This window comes from Aeromonas sobria, from assembly GCF_000820145.1.
GTDB classification, from domain to species: Bacteria; Pseudomonadota; Gammaproteobacteria; order Enterobacterales; family Aeromonadaceae; genus Aeromonas; species Aeromonas sobria.
On the sequence record NZ_CDBW01000016.1, the window covers coordinates 81,156 to 96,503 of the forward strand.

The 15,348-nt window shown below is 41.3% G+C and carries 15 protein-coding genes and 1 pseudogene; 6 read left to right on the plus strand and 10 right to left on the minus strand.

The genetic code is table 11. From position 1 onward, the window contains the following. Nucleotides 1-632 precede the first annotated feature (632 nt). On the plus strand, nucleotides 633-1,250 hold the full coding sequence (locus tag BN1135_RS07280; RefSeq protein ID WP_042020024.1) for a chorismate mutase family protein: 618 nt from the start codon (nucleotides 633-635) through the stop codon (nucleotides 1,248-1,250). A 45-nt stretch (nucleotides 1,251-1,295) separates the two neighbouring features. Here BN1135_RS07280 and BN1135_RS07285 read toward each other — a convergent pair whose 3' ends face one another. The 3 genes from BN1135_RS07285 to BN1135_RS21470 all read right to left on the minus strand — a co-directional run bounded on the left by BN1135_RS07285 (nucleotide 1,296) and on the right by BN1135_RS21470 (nucleotide 5,723). After that, the gene (locus BN1135_RS07285; RefSeq protein WP_042020026.1) at nucleotides 1,296-2,834 is read right to left on the minus strand and encodes an EAL domain-containing protein; all 1,539 of its coding nucleotides are present in this window, start codon (nucleotides 2,832-2,834) and stop codon (nucleotides 1,296-1,298) included. 488 nt (nucleotides 2,835-3,322) lie between these two features. Further along, nucleotides 3,323-4,192, minus strand: coding sequence for a winged helix-turn-helix domain-containing protein (locus BN1135_RS07290; protein WP_042020027.1), 870 nt, complete (start codon nucleotides 4,190-4,192; stop codon nucleotides 3,323-3,325). Between the two features lie 1,051 nt (nucleotides 4,193-5,243). After that, nucleotides 5,244-5,723, minus strand: coding sequence for an antitoxin Xre/MbcA/ParS toxin-binding domain-containing protein (locus BN1135_RS21470; protein WP_317624012.1), 480 nt, complete (start codon nucleotides 5,721-5,723; stop codon nucleotides 5,244-5,246). Between the two features lie 440 nt (nucleotides 5,724-6,163). Between BN1135_RS21470 and BN1135_RS07300 the strand changes: the two genes are divergently transcribed. The 4 genes from BN1135_RS07300 to BN1135_RS07310 all read left to right on the plus strand — a co-directional run bounded on the left by BN1135_RS07300 (nucleotide 6,164) and on the right by BN1135_RS07310 (nucleotide 8,292). Next, nucleotides 6,164-6,367: a hypothetical protein gene (locus BN1135_RS07300; protein ID WP_042020031.1), complete on the plus strand. Its 204-nt coding sequence runs from the start codon at nucleotides 6,164-6,166 to the stop codon at nucleotides 6,365-6,367. A 27-nt stretch (nucleotides 6,368-6,394) separates the two neighbouring features. Further along, on the plus strand, nucleotides 6,395-6,775 hold the full coding sequence (locus BN1135_RS21475) for a hypothetical protein (RefSeq protein WP_223290105.1): 381 nt from the start codon (nucleotides 6,395-6,397) through the stop codon (nucleotides 6,773-6,775). A gap of 787 nt (nucleotides 6,776-7,562) precedes the next feature. Beyond that, entirely contained in the window at nucleotides 7,563-7,970 is a 408-nt protein-coding gene (locus BN1135_RS07305) for an H-NS family histone-like protein (protein ID WP_042020033.1), read from the plus strand. A gap of 61 nt (nucleotides 7,971-8,031) precedes the next feature. After that, nucleotides 8,032-8,292 carry a hypothetical protein gene (locus BN1135_RS07310; protein WP_042020035.1) on the plus strand — a complete coding sequence of 87 codons (261 nt, stop codon included), beginning with the start codon at nucleotides 8,032-8,034 and terminating at the stop codon, nucleotides 8,290-8,292. A 75-nt stretch (nucleotides 8,293-8,367) separates the two neighbouring features. Here BN1135_RS07310 and BN1135_RS07315 read toward each other — a convergent pair whose 3' ends face one another. The 4 genes and pseudogenes from BN1135_RS07315 to BN1135_RS21480 form a co-directional block, all read right to left on the minus strand. Beyond that, nucleotides 8,368-9,195 (minus strand): Fic family protein, encoded by an 828-nt coding sequence (locus tag BN1135_RS07315; RefSeq protein ID WP_223290111.1) that lies wholly within the window; start codon nucleotides 9,193-9,195, stop codon nucleotides 8,368-8,370. Between the two features lie 66 nt (nucleotides 9,196-9,261). Continuing rightward, nucleotides 9,262-9,495: pseudogene (locus tag BN1135_RS22390) on the minus strand (DUF4172 domain-containing protein); the annotation flags it as partial. A gap of 609 nt (nucleotides 9,496-10,104) precedes the next feature. Continuing rightward, the gene (locus BN1135_RS07330) at nucleotides 10,105-11,208 is read right to left on the minus strand and encodes a DUF3289 family protein (protein WP_042020039.1); all 1,104 of its coding nucleotides are present in this window, start codon (nucleotides 11,206-11,208) and stop codon (nucleotides 10,105-10,107) included. Nucleotides 11,209-11,453: 245 nt separating this feature from the next. Next, nucleotides 11,454-11,660, minus strand: a complete 207-nt coding sequence (locus BN1135_RS21480; protein WP_005895552.1) for a helix-turn-helix domain-containing protein — start codon at nucleotides 11,658-11,660, stop codon at nucleotides 11,454-11,456. 118 nt (nucleotides 11,661-11,778) lie between these two features. On the opposite strand from BN1135_RS21480, the gene BN1135_RS07335 reads away from it, so the two are divergent. Continuing rightward, on the plus strand, nucleotides 11,779-12,345 hold the full coding sequence (locus BN1135_RS07335; protein WP_042020041.1) for a hypothetical protein: 567 nt from the start codon (nucleotides 11,779-11,781) through the stop codon (nucleotides 12,343-12,345). A 452-nt stretch (nucleotides 12,346-12,797) separates the two neighbouring features. Here BN1135_RS07335 and BN1135_RS07340 read toward each other — a convergent pair whose 3' ends face one another. From BN1135_RS07340 to BN1135_RS22395, 3 genes are all read right to left on the minus strand, one after another. Beyond that, nucleotides 12,798-13,334 carry a hypothetical protein gene (locus BN1135_RS07340; protein WP_071287600.1) on the minus strand — a complete coding sequence of 179 codons (537 nt, stop codon included), beginning with the start codon at nucleotides 13,332-13,334 and terminating at the stop codon, nucleotides 12,798-12,800. A 2-nt stretch (nucleotides 13,335-13,336) separates the two neighbouring features. After that, a complete protein-coding gene (locus BN1135_RS07345; protein WP_213391061.1) occupies nucleotides 13,337-14,674 on the minus strand; it encodes a site-specific integrase in 1,338 nt (445 codons plus the stop codon). Nucleotides 14,675-14,742: 68 nt separating this feature from the next. Continuing rightward, nucleotides 14,743-15,348, minus strand: coding sequence for a hypothetical protein (locus BN1135_RS22395; RefSeq protein ID WP_213391062.1), 606 nt, complete (start codon nucleotides 15,346-15,348; stop codon nucleotides 14,743-14,745).

The window sequence follows — 15,348 nt, forward strand, 5'->3', positions numbered from 1 at the left end:
CATTACGAAATACCTATACATAGCATGTAAGAGCTTTGGTGTATATGACCCCTAGATGTTTAATTAGGTTGTTTTTTGTATTTTATTTTGGTGTTATAGTTTTTAGCTATTTATTTTTTGGTGGGGGGGCGCAGGTTTAATAAAAATCTGTTTATCAATTCGTACTAAGGGCACTAACTAGGTATAGTGATTATATCGCATTTTATTCTTGTGCATTAGCTATATTTTGTCCCTTGAATATAAAATGATAATGCATCTAAATGGTACAATCAAACGTTTAGCCACTATTTTTATGCATTAGTAATAAAGCAATTTATACCATTTAATGGTTTGTGAGTATGTGTTGTAAAATTTTTGCCATCTATATTAACGACTTAGATAGCTGTGCATTATAAGTAATGAAGGTTGAGTGTAGCTAATAAGATCGCAGAAACTAGTCAAAGTTCTATCGTTACTGATGTTAATTCTCATTTTTAGTATATAAGTTCAAAGACTAGTTATGCTTTTCACAGAAAATCAACTCTTACACATCATCGCTCATTTTTTCAAATTTATTCATGTTTTTTTTGTGGGCTTTGTATGGGGCTTTGTTTATTGTTTAATAACAACCGCAACATAAGGAGAAGATTTAAGTGAAAAAGATGACCCAAGTTGAAATGGAAACAGAGGTGATGAAATTCTTAACTGGCATAGAGATGAAGCAACATTCTCAATCACCAGAAATAGAGTTCTTTGGAAGAGAGCCAATTAGTCGAGATATTAGTTGTTTTTTGCAGATTAGATTTTCACTTATATATTTAATTGCGAAATCTAAATTTATGAGTGGCATAAATGTTGAAGATATAGAACAAGAAGCTAAAGTAATCGCTAGCGTAAAACCTCATACAGGTATATCTGAAGATAGAATGATTAATTTAATGAGGCTTTTGATATCAGTCAGCAAAAACATACAAGATAATATATTTAATGAATGGCATAGTAACCCTGAGCTTGCACCTCAAGGGCCATTTCTCAGCTTGGATACATTGAGACTCTTGATTGTAGATAGTGACAAAGAGATGTTGACATATTTTTCAAATGCGGTTTTCTCTAAATTTGACTTAATGAGCTTCATACTAGATTTTCACTTTAGTCACAGTCATCTTGAATCAACATTTTGTAAAGATATTAAAGTAGCTATTTTTGAGATACTAAAAGAACGAAGAGAGCAAGAATCAAATTGTAACACTTCAGCCTTGTTGTATTTTTAAATAAAGCTTAAACAAAAAACAATAACCAGGCGTAAGCCTGGTTATTTATTGATGCGATATGCTTGCATGACAATTAAGTGATGATAGAAAACTCTCCAATGGGATCGGCTTGCCAATTAAATATCCTTGTAAATACTCTACTCCTTTTTGTTCCAGATAGTTAGCTTGATTGACTGTTTCAACACCCTCTGCAATCATACTAATTCCAAGTCTTTCACCTAGGTCAATGATATTATCTATTAAGTGCTCAGAAAGAGAGTTAGAGCCTATTTGTGATACAAATGACAAGTCAATTTTTAATGTTTTGACATTTAGATAATTAAGATAGCTTAGGCTTGAGTGACCCGTGCCAAAATCATCTATTGCTAGATTAACGCCTATCTTATGTAACTTATTAAACAATGACAGTATAGGTGGTGTTACATCTAATTTTTGTCGCTCGGTTAGCTCTAATACGAGCTGGATTTTATCACTATTAAGGTAAGCTAAAAACTCTTGGCAATCATAAAAAAGCCTCATTCCGTTGCAATGTGCCGCTGTAATATTAATCCCTATATGAAACTTACTGGGTAAGTTTGACTCATATTTTTTTATTAATCTTGCGGTACTCTTAAATATTGATGTAGTCATGGGAACGATTAGGCCTGAATCCTCAGCTTGAGGAATGAATAAGTCCGGCCTTACAATCCCATTAATTGGGTGCTGCCAACGCATTAATATTTCAATGCCGATAATTTTTTTACTTAATGAATCGACAATAGGCTGAGCATATGGAATAAACTCATTGTGTTCCAATGCTCTTTTAAGCTCATGCGTGAAATCTCTTGGCTTATTTAATTGCCACCACATAATTGTAGAAAATGAAATGAGAATAAAAATGAGGTAAATTAGAATGTTCTTGTTCTTCTTCAAGAAGCCTATCCATGGGGATTCATAGTTCAATCCAGCATATACTGAAAAAGGATATTTTTTGGATTCAATATTTCTTCCAAAAAATAAAGTCCTTGTAGGGGAATCGGAAAAGAATGAACCGTTTTCAGACAGCCATTCCTTTTCTATCTTTAAAAACAACATTAAGTTCTCATCTTCCTGTTGAGATAATAGCGCCTGTATATACAGACCATCTATCCCACTTAATGCACTAGTCTCACCATTTGTTGTTCTTATGACAATTAGCGGGTGATCTTTTTCAACACTGTTCCCTGGCATTAGCAATAGCTTATTATTTATGTATTCAGAATTGTTGTCTACAAAATTGCTCTTCCCAAACAATGATGTACAGTAAATGACATTGTTCTTTGCTAGATTGACCGACCTTACATAGGGAATGCTTGTCACTTCATGCCTTAGATTTCTTACTGCTACCTTGCATGGACTACCAATATTCTTTAAAGCTAGTTGATTTGCCATTTCACCAAAATCGAATATTGACTCTATAGCGAAAACAGCTTTCTGTGCAGAGTGTTGAGTCCATCGCTCAGACTGGTATAAATAGCTATAATAAAAAATTGTTGTGATAGTAAATAACGGAAGTAATGTCAATAGGCCACAAGCTGCAACTCTGGTATAAAAGCGATTTTTCATTTTTCCTCCGTGATAAGTTATACATCCATGTACTCATTAATTTTAATGTACCCTTAAGTATGTAATGATATTATTGTTTCTGTTCATATCGAAAATTGTTATATTTCCAAAGTGATAAATCATTTTTATATCTTCCTCTATGACATGATCCAATCGTCCCACCATGTTAATATATAAACTCGCTTTTTCAGTGTTTATTACTCTGGGACGCTCTAATTGCGTCATATTATAGCGTAAAGTATAGCTATCAACACTGTCATCTATGAACTCTCCCTTTGAAATAAAAACCGCTGTGCTTTCAAGCCCTGGCGCTGATAGATATGAATATGAAACAAAGTTGTTTTTATCTATATTTGAGGAAATGTCGACTCTTGTTGTGTGGTCGTTAATTATATAAAGAGATGCTCGATACTCTCCCTTCTGTGTTAGCTGAGAGTCCGCGTAGTATTTACTTACAAAAAGAAGTAAACATGAGAGCGTGAATAAAATTAATGTTCGCATACCAAACTCTCTTTAGATAAAATGCTTTTAATCTGACACTTGGCTCTTTCAATGTTAGTCTCTTTGAATGAAAATGATGAGGTGTGATTTCTTATTGATACAGATATATTATAAACGCCATTGTCATTTTGGATAAATATAATGCTATTCGATGATGCAAGCGATATTATTGATGATATGTCATCGGTAATGACCTGCTCTTTTTTCTTTACTATAGTATAGTTTGAGCCATTTATATTTATTTTTTTCTCTTCATAGCCATGAGCAATGTACTTTTTGCTTAGATCATGATCAATATGCCATAATAGATTATATCCAGACATGACTAACATACACAAGCTCGTAAAGATTAGAGCTTGCGTCTTTATTTCCCATATGCTGTTTATAATTTTATTAAACCACTCATGATTGCTATTTATTGCTGTAAGTGTATGGTAGGTACTCTTGTTTTGATTGTTGGAGTGGAGCTGTGTTTCATTGCTGAATGCATTGGGGGAATCTGTATGTTCTATGGCATGTGCTTCTAAAGTGAATCTATAACCCAATCGTGGAACTGTAATTATACAGTCATCATTTTGCCCCAGCGTCCTCAGGGCTTTTCTTAAATTTGAGATAGATTTTGCTAGTGAGGAATCTGTAACCACTCTGTCTCCCCAAGAAAACTCAATCAACCGCTCTCTTGTTATAATACTATTTTTATTTGAAATCAGCATAAGTAGTATGTTAGCTTCTGTATAAGCGAGTTTAATGCACTTGCTATCATGAGATAGTTCACTGCTGATCCGGTTGAAGACAATGCTTTCATTTATCAAAAAGATCTCATTTTTTGAGATTTCAATAGCTTCGTTATCAACCATCTGTCTACCGCCTGAGAATGTGTTTCATCTTTATTTAACACAAAATACAACAGTATTTTAGTATCGTCTACACCTATATTATATGAGTTATGTAAGTGTAGCCAGTAGCCAGCATATAATACGGATTAATTTCTTAGTGACCGGGGCAATGTGCTGCTAAAAGACCCCAAAGGGTGAAAGCTAACGGTATTTATTCACTACATCATTTATTTATGGAGTTGTAAAACCATTGCCTGTTGTAGTTACTTGCTTAAAAAGCAAGTTTTATTCGACGGTATGTGCTGCTGATTAGCTATCCTAGGGTAACATTTGGTTGTATTACTAGTCATTCGTCAAAAATTTTCATATGTATTCTACATTGCTCATGTTTTTTCAATTTTGTTTTTATAACTATAGAGTTATAAATGCTGCTGTACCTGTACCTGTACCTGTACCTGTACCTGTACCTGTACCTGTGATGTGGTGTTTGGCCTACTTTGTGGGCCTTTTTTAGTTTTTTCAGCTTGTATTCATGTTCGTCACTCTGTTCTATAATTAGGCTATATTTATACTCTAGCATATTGAACCGCGGGCAGGTCGCAACCAGCACTAATACCTTAGTGCCTTCTTGATAATCAGGCAGGCTTCATATAAAATAATGAAACAGATTGTAACCAGAGAACGTAGCTGCACCACGTATAGCTAATGTTTTTTTGTAGAATAGTTATTCTTGTAATATATGGATATAATTCTGAGTTTAAGAAAGAATGCAATCTGGTTTTATTGATTGTGATTTTCTGAATCACGCTAACTTATTGGTAATCTTTTTGTTAATAGCACTCTGAATTATAGTTGATAGAATTGCCATTAATTTAAGTGTAGATAAGGGGGGAAAGTCTATCTTTGCTTTATCGTAGCGGTATGTTGAAATGCTGAGGTATTTATTTTTATCATGGATAGTAAATAGGCAGTCTTTCTAATTATTCAAGTGGACGCCTGAAAAATTTTAGGAAGAACCGATATTGACTTTTTTAACTAGTGTGGCTGGGTTCGCATCTTCGAAACTCTTAATTTATTGATACGCCCCATGCCTAATCCGCCCCACCAGATCAACAACAGCCTGAACTCCCATCTGTGTAGCCAACAATGTGGCTGGAGTTACCCCACCAAGGCCCCAAGCTGGACGATGCAACCATGACAGAGCTCTGGCTGTATTGTGCTTGTGGAGGGAGAGTGCCGCCTCGAGAGCACGTACAACGCCGTATACTCTAGCGCTCTGTGATATTGATAGAGGGATATTTTTTCTGAGCCTACGAGCCACAGTGCTCCTGCTAATACCAGCTAGCTTACATATCACACCAACATCAGTTTCAACCAGTGCTGCTAGCTTATAGATGATGTCCACCGGAACCCCAGCCACAATCCACAGGTGAACATTCAGTGCTTCACGAGGAACACCCAAGGCGTCACTGAGTATCGCTCTAAGGCTCGGATGGTGGACTGCATAGGGTGTCATTTTACATTCCTCTGTAATGCATGTGTTCTTTATCATGCACTATCTCACCTCACATTGTCGTGTCCAGTGCTCAACAAAGTTTGCACATGTTGTTGGGCAGACACTTGGTTTCCAACCAACTAGGTTGGTGTTTTGATTTATTGATGGACATCATGAGCAACCCCGAGCACTATTTCATAGTTTCGAAGAGCTCATTAGGGATAGGATCAATGCCTATTTATACAAGTATGTTAAAGTTGGACAAATCAATCGGAACACCACCCCATCAAGTAGAGGTGAGCGTCTATTCTAGCCCACATGGTGGCTATATCAGGGTCAGTGAAATAGATGCTCACAATAGGAGTGATGCCCTATCCACATCAACTTTAATGTCCGCAGACGAGTGTCGTGCCCTTGCTCGGTCACTGGACGCAATGGCTTCAGTCCTTGAACAATCAGAACGAAATGGTGATATGTCATAGCGCCGAGGAGGGCCGATGACTGAGCTGATCTGTACTGAGCCTGGTATAGGTATTGAACGCGGGGAAACTTTTCAAGTTCTCTCGGAGAACGGCTCTGAATGGGAAATCCTGTTGGGTAATGAATACCGCAGGGTCAACAAACGCAGCGGGCGTGTTACAGGTTGGAAAACACCTCCAAAATTTGAGTGCAAAGATATCCAAAAGCAGAATGTAAAATAACTGTTCAATACAGGTGATATCTGTGATATGCAACCTGCACAGGCTATTCCTATATCCACCACAGAAGAATATTATAGAGTTCATAACTTATTACTTAAGGGGCTTTGCATGCTCGTAAAAGAAATTGTGCCAACAGAACAGGTCGTTGACATTCTCTGTGATGTCTGTGGTCGTAGTACAAAAACAACTTTTGGAACCAATCAATACGGCTCGTTATCGGCGGATTTTGGCTATGGTTCCCGTCACGATGGTGAGCGTTATCAGGTGCATCTTTGTGAAATGTGTTTTTTCGGTACACTCGCAACAATGAGGGAGATGCATCGTGGGGATCATATGTTTGACGATGACTATGAGGCTGCAAACCCAGACACATTTGGGTGTGATTATTCTAATAGGGAAATAATATGAATGATATGCTCCCATACTCTAGTTTGTGTGGAGAGAAATGGTTCTTATCATCTGTACTGCCGCTAATACGCAAGATTTTTTTGAGGCTGTTTCACGTCAAGTAATAAAGAGTCACACGAAGTTATAAAGTTGCATACTTAGCAATCAGGAACCAAAAGGTTCTCGTTGCCACGAAGGAGTCGTTGGGGGGGCCACCTTGAACCCGAAATCGAAGTGGTTACCTGTGACTGTTGACTAGCGGCTTCACCTTGTCATAGGATCAAGACATAGGGAGAGTCGCTACCCTAAGTGCGAAGTTGAAACAAGGGAGAGTCGCTACCCTGAGTGCGAAGTTGAAAAAAATGCTGAAACCCTGCCTCGTTGCGGGGTTTTTTGCTTTCTGGAGACATGGATGTGTAGTGGCCTAGTCATCCAAGACTACCTCTAAAGTTAAGAGGGGCGAAGTGTTTGGATCCTCAAGGGGCAAATCTAAAATTTCTTATCATCGACTAATTCTGTGAGCCAATGATATTGTCCCATCGGCTCATTTCGTGAGCCGATCAAGATCGTTCATCGGCTCATCTGGTGAGGTGGTCTCAACGCTTACTACCACCTATATAAATTTTTTAGCTGCACAGTTTCATATAAGATTGGAGCTCGCTCACCAAGCAGATCCAAACGCGATTTCGCTCACGTCTTTTTGAATAATTCTATTTCTATAATCATCTTGGTGCCAAAAACAGTGGAGCTGATGCTGGGATTGAGAGATAATTTTCCCGATATAAAAATGTGATACATGAGGATAAAAATGAACGATTTTTTGAAAACTTTGTTGAATATCCGTAGTCTGCGTGCTGCATTGCGCGAGCTTTCTTTTGAGCAGCTGGTCGAAATCAGAGAGAAATTCGAGGAAATATTTGCTGAGCGTGAGCAGCAAGAAAACAAAATCAAAGCTGAGTCTGCTGAGCGTCTGCAAAAACTTGCTGAGTTTACCGAAATGTTGAAACAGGCAGGCATCGATCCGAGTGAGCTGGTTGGCACTGCCGCTCCGGCGAAATCTGAGGGATCCACCAAAGCCAAACGCGCTCCTCGTCCTGCAAAGTATCGCTACACCGAGGATGGTCAGGAGAAGACCTGGACTGGTCAGGGGCGCATGCCTAAGGCCATTGCGGAAGCTGTGGCGAGTGGTCGAGCATTGGAAGAGTTCTTGATCTAGTGCTGAGAGCCCATGCCTGCTCGGCGTGGGCCTTTAATTCTATCTGTAGTAGGAGCACCGTATGGGGAGGACATTAGAGGATATCATCGAGTCGGAATCATCCGAGGTAGTCCAGAGAGCCAAGGAGCATGCCGAAGAGCTGCGAGTTCGTATCGCTGTGACCAAACTGCTTTCAAATATCGGGGCGGGTGATGTTCCTGAAATTGATGCCGATGTTCTAAATAGTTTATTGTCGCTCAAAAGGTCTGTTGAGAGATATGACTGTCGGCTGAGTTTACTCGTTCATATGCCTGACGGCACTCATCATGGTGTCAACATTTAACTAAATAGCATCATTGGTACGTTAATCGCAGATCTCATCTACCAAATGAAATTAACGCCCCATGGCAATGCTTTTTCAAACTCCCTCTGTGTGCAAGCGGATCTGATAGCGTGTATTGCGTCCGCCACCAGGTAATTTCTCAAGGCACCCTCTCTCCACCAATTCACCCAGATGACGTGTAGCCGTCGCCTTGCTGACTCCGGCGACTTTTTGATATTGACTGGCGTTGATGCCATTTTCGAAACCCTGTTCGCCGCCATCCAATAAACGGTTAACAACCCTGATTTGCTCTGGACTCAGACAGTCATGATTGTGTCGCAGCCAGAAATGAGCCTTGGCAAGGCTACGAGCGATACTTTGTAATGCCAACTCTATGGAGTAATCCAGTGTGTCGAGGAACCAACATAGCCAGGAGGTAATATCCAACGAGCCCTTCTGTGCTGACCCCAATGCCCGATAGTAGTCTGCCCGCCGTTCTAGAGTAGCAACTGACATGGCATACAGCCGGATGCTGTGGCTGTCATCCTGTGACAGCGCGAGATCGGTCAGTGCCCGCGCTAACCGCCCATTGCCATCATCAACAGGATGAAGGGTCAAAAACCAGAGATGGCAAATCGCCGCACGAAGAAGGGGATCCATCGTGGGGTCATGCCGAGTCTGGTTAAACCAGAGGATGAACTCGGCCAGTTGATCGTCAAGGGCAGCTCTGGGTGGTGCCTCAAAATGCACGATGGGGCGATCAACACGCCCAGAGACAACCTGCATCGGCTCATCTCCTCGTAACTGCCCTACGTTCACTGGCTGCACCGACCATTCGTTGGCGGGGAACAGCCAACGATGCCATTGGTAAAGCCTCTCAATCGTCAACTGTTGTTCATGGTTATCGATGGCGTCCAGCATCATGGCCGCGAGCCCCTCTGAGCGATCTGACACGGGATAGGGCGGAGTTTGTGAACCCCCTAACCGCCTAGCCAGGGAAGAACGCACGGATTGGGCATTGAGACGCTCACCCTCAATAGCGGACGAGGCGATGATGTTAGCCAGTAAGGTATCTAACGTTTGATCGGAGTTCCCCAATCTTGAGTGGCTACCTAGGAGAATTCCCAACCTGCGTTGCACCTGCCGTAATCTGGGCAATATCTCGCTATCCCGCCAACGAAAATGGGGCCAATCAGCTTGTTGCCAAATCCAAAATGGTTCCATTATTTCCTCATCCAACGTGCTAGGGTCTCAATAATGAGCCGACCCAGCCCATCATTCGGCTCAATGTTTGAGCCGAATATAACACATGCAGCAGAACAGCAGAGCTGGTAATGAGGATGGAGATACAGGCTGAAAATCTCAGACCGGAGCTGATGAAAAACTGGATTTATTGCTGCTGGGTGGAGCTACTGCAACCAGTGGATAGACAAGGCGGGAACTCATTTCCGTTTCGAACAGATCTTGTGAGCTTGCAGCTTACGCTGCATAAAGCCACGCACAAGAAAATGCCGTTCGGTCTACTCATTCATATGCCTGACGATACTCACTAATATTGGGATGCCAGTCTAAGCCACCAGAAGAGAAGGATCGAACCACCGAGTAGATTGCCTGCCAGGTATTTCCAAGAGCGGTCTGACAAGAATAAAATCGCCCCCAGTATCGTTATCAGGCCCCAGAGATAGGGCATGAGCAGTACATATAGGCCAGTCAGTGAGTATTCATCGTTAAACCAGTCATAGACAGGCTGAATGAACAGGATCGATGCATTCAAGAGGTGATAGAGCATGAACAACACGAATACCCATGTTCTCTCTGTCTTAACGGCTGCGCTCACTTTAGTTCCCCTTGGAATGGATAGCTGAGTTCAATGACGGTCAAAAATGGCTTGTAGGCAAAGCGCTTGTAGTGTTGAAGAACAAACCAGCTTCTGAAACCGGACGCCAGGCCGTAGAACTTGACTCTTCCGGTCGTGGGGTCAGGGCCAATGTCAGGATAATCGAGACCGAAGTGGTCATATAGCGTTACTTTGATCGTCCCTTTGTAGAAGTCGCCAAATTTTTCATATGTCGCGATTTCCGCCTTGCCTGCCCAGACATCGTTAACCGCAATTGTGAGGCCCTGCACCTTATCCGCCGCAGAGTTGAAGATGGGTAACCGAAAGCCGGAGGTCTTGCTGTATTGCTGCATCAAGTCACCCAGAACAAGCTTATTCACATCACCATCAAGTTCTGCCAGCTTTGCTTTCACTTCCTTGATAAGGGTATCTGAGAACTTGATCGTGGTCGGGTGAGCTCGCGCTGCTCTCGTCAATGCTTGGTTCCGGTATTCACCCCCCTCAGATTTCTCGAACTTGGCGATCATGGCCAGAATGTTCATCTTCATGTCGCCAGTCGCAAACAATGTGGCCATGTTGCGGAAGCTACTAAAGAACACCTTGGGGTCAGTCTTTTCGAGATCACCAATAAAGCCGTCATCTCCCATCTTCCCTACGAACATGGGGATAGCCTTGATCTGCTCTGCCGTCATTTTGCCGTAAGTCATATCTTCGGCAGGGCTGCCATCAACGTTCTTACCTGGCTCACGCTTCGACTTGTAGATGAGCACAGGCACACGATAGGTTGTGGCTGACGTTGTATCGGTTTTTGGTTTGAGAGCAGGAGGAATGGTTTCTGCCTTCAGGCGCTCTTTTTCTGCCGAACCAAACCACATTGTCGGCTTGGCCTGGGCATATGCTGACTTGATGGCCTGCTCAAACCTGGGTGTCCCCCTTACCGAGATTTGGTCTCCCTGGATAGTACAGCAAGAAAACACATCAGATTGCATCCCCAATACCACCTTCGACCCGTCATCAAGGCTTCCAGCCGCAGGGCCTAGAATGCGCTTGAACTCGTCCTTGGTGAGTTGGTGGATGTCTCTGAGGTCTGGTTTCTGCATGTACAGTGGGCTCGATGAAGAGTGGTGGGGCGATCACTTTATCATCAATGCTCCAATCGAGACCATATGGGTATTTTCTGAAAACGGCAGTTTTTGACGCTTTCTATAGATAGGCAACAGTGGGGAGCTTAATAGCTAATAGGCAAATGCTAAAGATGGCAATGATGTTAATTGCCATCACTGTAAATAATTATAGGGAAATTTAGTTTTATCTGGGTGAAGAGATAATTATTTGGCAAATATATCTATGGCAGCAAGTCGCGAATGTCACACCCCATTACCCTGGCAAGCCGATAAGCCTTTTCCAGGGTGACATTGACCTCACCACGCTCAATTCGTCCTACGTAGCTTCTATCAATTTCGGCCGCATATGCGAGTGCATCTTGCGATACGCCCAATTGAAGCCGTCTATCACGTACAGCATCACCAAATTTTTTTGCTAGCTCTTGCATGTCTCGCCTCTCGCTGGCGAGCACTATCTCTGGTTGTCTGGCTAACGACCACGGATTATAATCCGCAATCGAGTTTAGATTCCCACTAAACGTTTTCGTTCGAGACCGAGGATTGCTTATGAGCTCCCAGACTGTGTGGTTACCAACCGCGCTCTACACCGCACTCATTCGATTGCAGATGGATGATTTCACTACAACGGAGTGCTTGAACGCAGTCTTTGGTGACTCAGAGTACAATCAGGCCCATAAGCGGCGGTACGGCCTCGTTTATCGTCATCTGATGAAGTTGGTTGACGCGGGTTTCTTGGAACGGAGAAATGTTGATGATGTGCGATTGTATCCAAGTTTCGTTAAAACCCCTCTATTTCATGATGTGAACTTTCAAGAGGAATTGAGTGACCCAGAGACTCAGAAGGTTAAGAGGATTCAGGAACACAAAGGGGGGGCGAATGACGCTCTCTTAGATGAGTTAAAAACGAAGGCAAATATTTATCGCATTGAAATTCAGGAGTGCCAGGCAGCAATTGCAGAATACAATAAGCTGCAAGCAGACTTCCCAGCTTTGGATATGGCTATTGAGCATGCTCTCAGGGATAGCTGTAACGAGTATAGTAGCTTACGTGGCCGGTTGGCTGCCGTGGAGGAGGTGATGAAGGCTTTGGGGAGCACTGAGTCGGCCCGCTAATATCATCCCTTCTATATATAAGCCGATCTTAACTACATGACCCTAGGTGTCTGTGATTTTAGGTCATGTAGTTTCCATGTCACGAGTCGGTGCATGACCTCTAGTTTGTATGCATCTTGGGTGCAGTACCTGATAATATAGTTTAATAGAAGATCCTGTCCTAGAGTTAAATCGACATAAAGTGACTTCTTTGACATCTGTTCAGAATATATTTAAGAAGTCTAGCAGTGTAAGTAATATGCTATTGTGTAACCATTTCAATTGGATATTTATATTACCATAGATGAAAAGTTCTATCACAGTGTAAGTTATGGTGTAAGGAGTCAAACATAGTTGTAAACCAATCATGCACCTCCCAGTAGTAAATAGTTTTATGTATCATATGTTTTTAACTGCCGTTTTCATTTTTAGTTATCAACATCTAATTAATGAGATATATTTTAATATATGTATTAGTTTTTGAGATGTCTTAAAATTGAAGCATTTGTTAAAGGTCGATGAGGCTCGCCTTCTTTAAAATGGTAGTCATCAGGGTGCTGTCCAGTCAATGCTGTAAACATGTTTTCTAATTCTTCTATACGTACTTTAGCAATAAATAAGGCGTGCTCTACAGCTACTCGTTCTACACAAAGTTTTTTAACTTGATTTTTAAGATCGTCACGTTCAATTTTGTAATCTTCTTTAAGTCGTTTTTCATTGTTTCGGTCATTGCGAAGCGTTTGTAGCTCTGTGACGTATAATTGAGGAGGGGCGTGTTTTTTTTCTATGCATCCAGAGTTGTACTGGGCCATAAGATTATCTGCTCTGAGTCTGAACTCAGAGTATGGTTTATAATATAAAGTTCCACTACCAACCCCTGACTCTTTGGCTAGTTGTGCCATAGACAGCTTGGTGTTGGCGAGAACATATTTTCCCTCACCCCTCAGTAAGCGTTGAAGTGCATCTTCGAAAATTGCTAATTGAATATCTGTTTTTTTAGGTTTGCTCATAACTAACAATCCTTAATGCTAATCAATCCATCATACGGTTCGAATTCAATCCCGTGGTGAATCATCGTCTTTTCACAAGCCCGAATACCAACTAAAACCTTGCTGATAAGGTTAGGTTGATTTATGCATAGTTTCATAGCATTTTTATGACGATCTACTAAACGAGTATGTAGATCAGCCAATTCTTGTGCATGGCGATTCAATATTACCGCGTAGTTGCACAACATAGGGCTAATTAAAGTATCTATGGTGCAGTCGAGTCGACTACAGTTAGGGTTTAAGCACAAACTATGTCCATTGTCTACAATCGTTAATTCACCTGATTTGAGAGCCTCTTCAATTTTTTCTCTACTGTCAAAGACGATATTACCCTGAGCAATTTGTGATCTAATGGTTGCTCCGGCGCCACCAGAAATAGGCTCATCCGATAAATAGATTTTTTCTCCATCCTCTAGCATAAAGATAGCATTTACCTCATCTAGCTCAGCTTTTATATCTTCATCTAATTGCATATCTAATGCGGTGGCCATTTCTGCATTGCGTCCATACCAAATAGTCATGCTAAGACGCAAGTGACCTAATTGTTGTTTAAGTTGTAGAAAGGAACCAAAGCCATTACGTATCATAAAAACGGCAAATGTTCGACGGAATTGATGTGTGGCAAGAGGCCAAAGCTTATTTAGTGGTATTTCAGAGGCCCACTGACGGTTTAATACTTTAAACTCATCAAGGTGCTCCTCTCTAAGGTATGCTCCCAATGTGCCATCTTCATTAGGAGTGTTTTTTATCAATCGCGTTAATCCCTTGTATAAGCCAGCAGATGTTAAAATAATTCCATCTCCTTCAACACCTAGAGAAAGAAATAATGACTGAGAGTGCTCACGTAACTTTTCTGCCGCAGCAGGTTGACCTGATAACATTAAGTTATTGGCTTGCTTCAGCAATTTGGCTGCCCGAGGTCTTGTTACGAGCGAAAGCAGCTCAATAGCCTTCTTGGCTATCGGTGCAGTTATCCATGCATGGGATATTGGGATGCCATTATTTAGTTTGCTAGTCTTTCCGACTAATAAACAATGGGTTATGCCATGAAAACTCTCCTCCCTATATGATTTGCTATCTAGCTCATACCATTCACCAAATCTCATTCCAGATACGGCCCCAATAACAGTTCCACAGATGGTCAAAATGTCATTGTATAACATAGTGCAATGAAGTGAGCCTGGAGTCTTATTATTGCTAAATATCCTTACTTTAATGAAGCCTGTACGATGGAAGAACTGCTTAAACTCGTCACGAGTGGCGTTCTCATCTAGAAGATTTAAATATTCATCAAAAAACAATGCTAGAGAGTGTCGCTTTTCATAAAAGTCTTCAAGGCAATTTATGGCATGTCTATAAATTGTTACAGCTAATGCTTGGGGGATTGCAAGGGTTTGTTTATTTCCCTTTGTAGGGTCACATAAAGTTTTGCTATTTTTCTCTTGTTTTTTATTTTGAAGCGGATGAATCCATATTGGTCTGCTAGATTTATGGCCGAGAGGTATTTCTCGACTACATCGCTTGAAATTTGTCTTTCCTTAATGGCTTCTAGTAGCTTCCCCTGCATTTCTGGTTGGCTTAGTGAGGCAAGACTTGGGATTTCTTTTTTTTGGCAAAGTTGTGCAAGATTAACCCAATGTCTACATATTGAATAAAGTCCACTCATGCCAGATATATCTGTTCGGCGGGTTTCAAATAAATGTCTGTAGATCAAACGTTTGACTGCTAAGCAAAAATGGTCAGGAATTTCATTCCATCTTAAAATGGAGCGGAGATTGTTCGTTGACTTTACGTGAAAATAGGCGCTGAAATCCCATTCATCATCAGTTAGAAAACTTTTTGGATTACCATCAACATCATAGCTCACTACTATATCTTTCAGTTGTGATAGATCATCATTATCGATTGCTAACTGCATGAACTGGGGAGTTGGGCCACCAGGGATGGTACTGCCGAGCCTGAATAATGGTTGCAT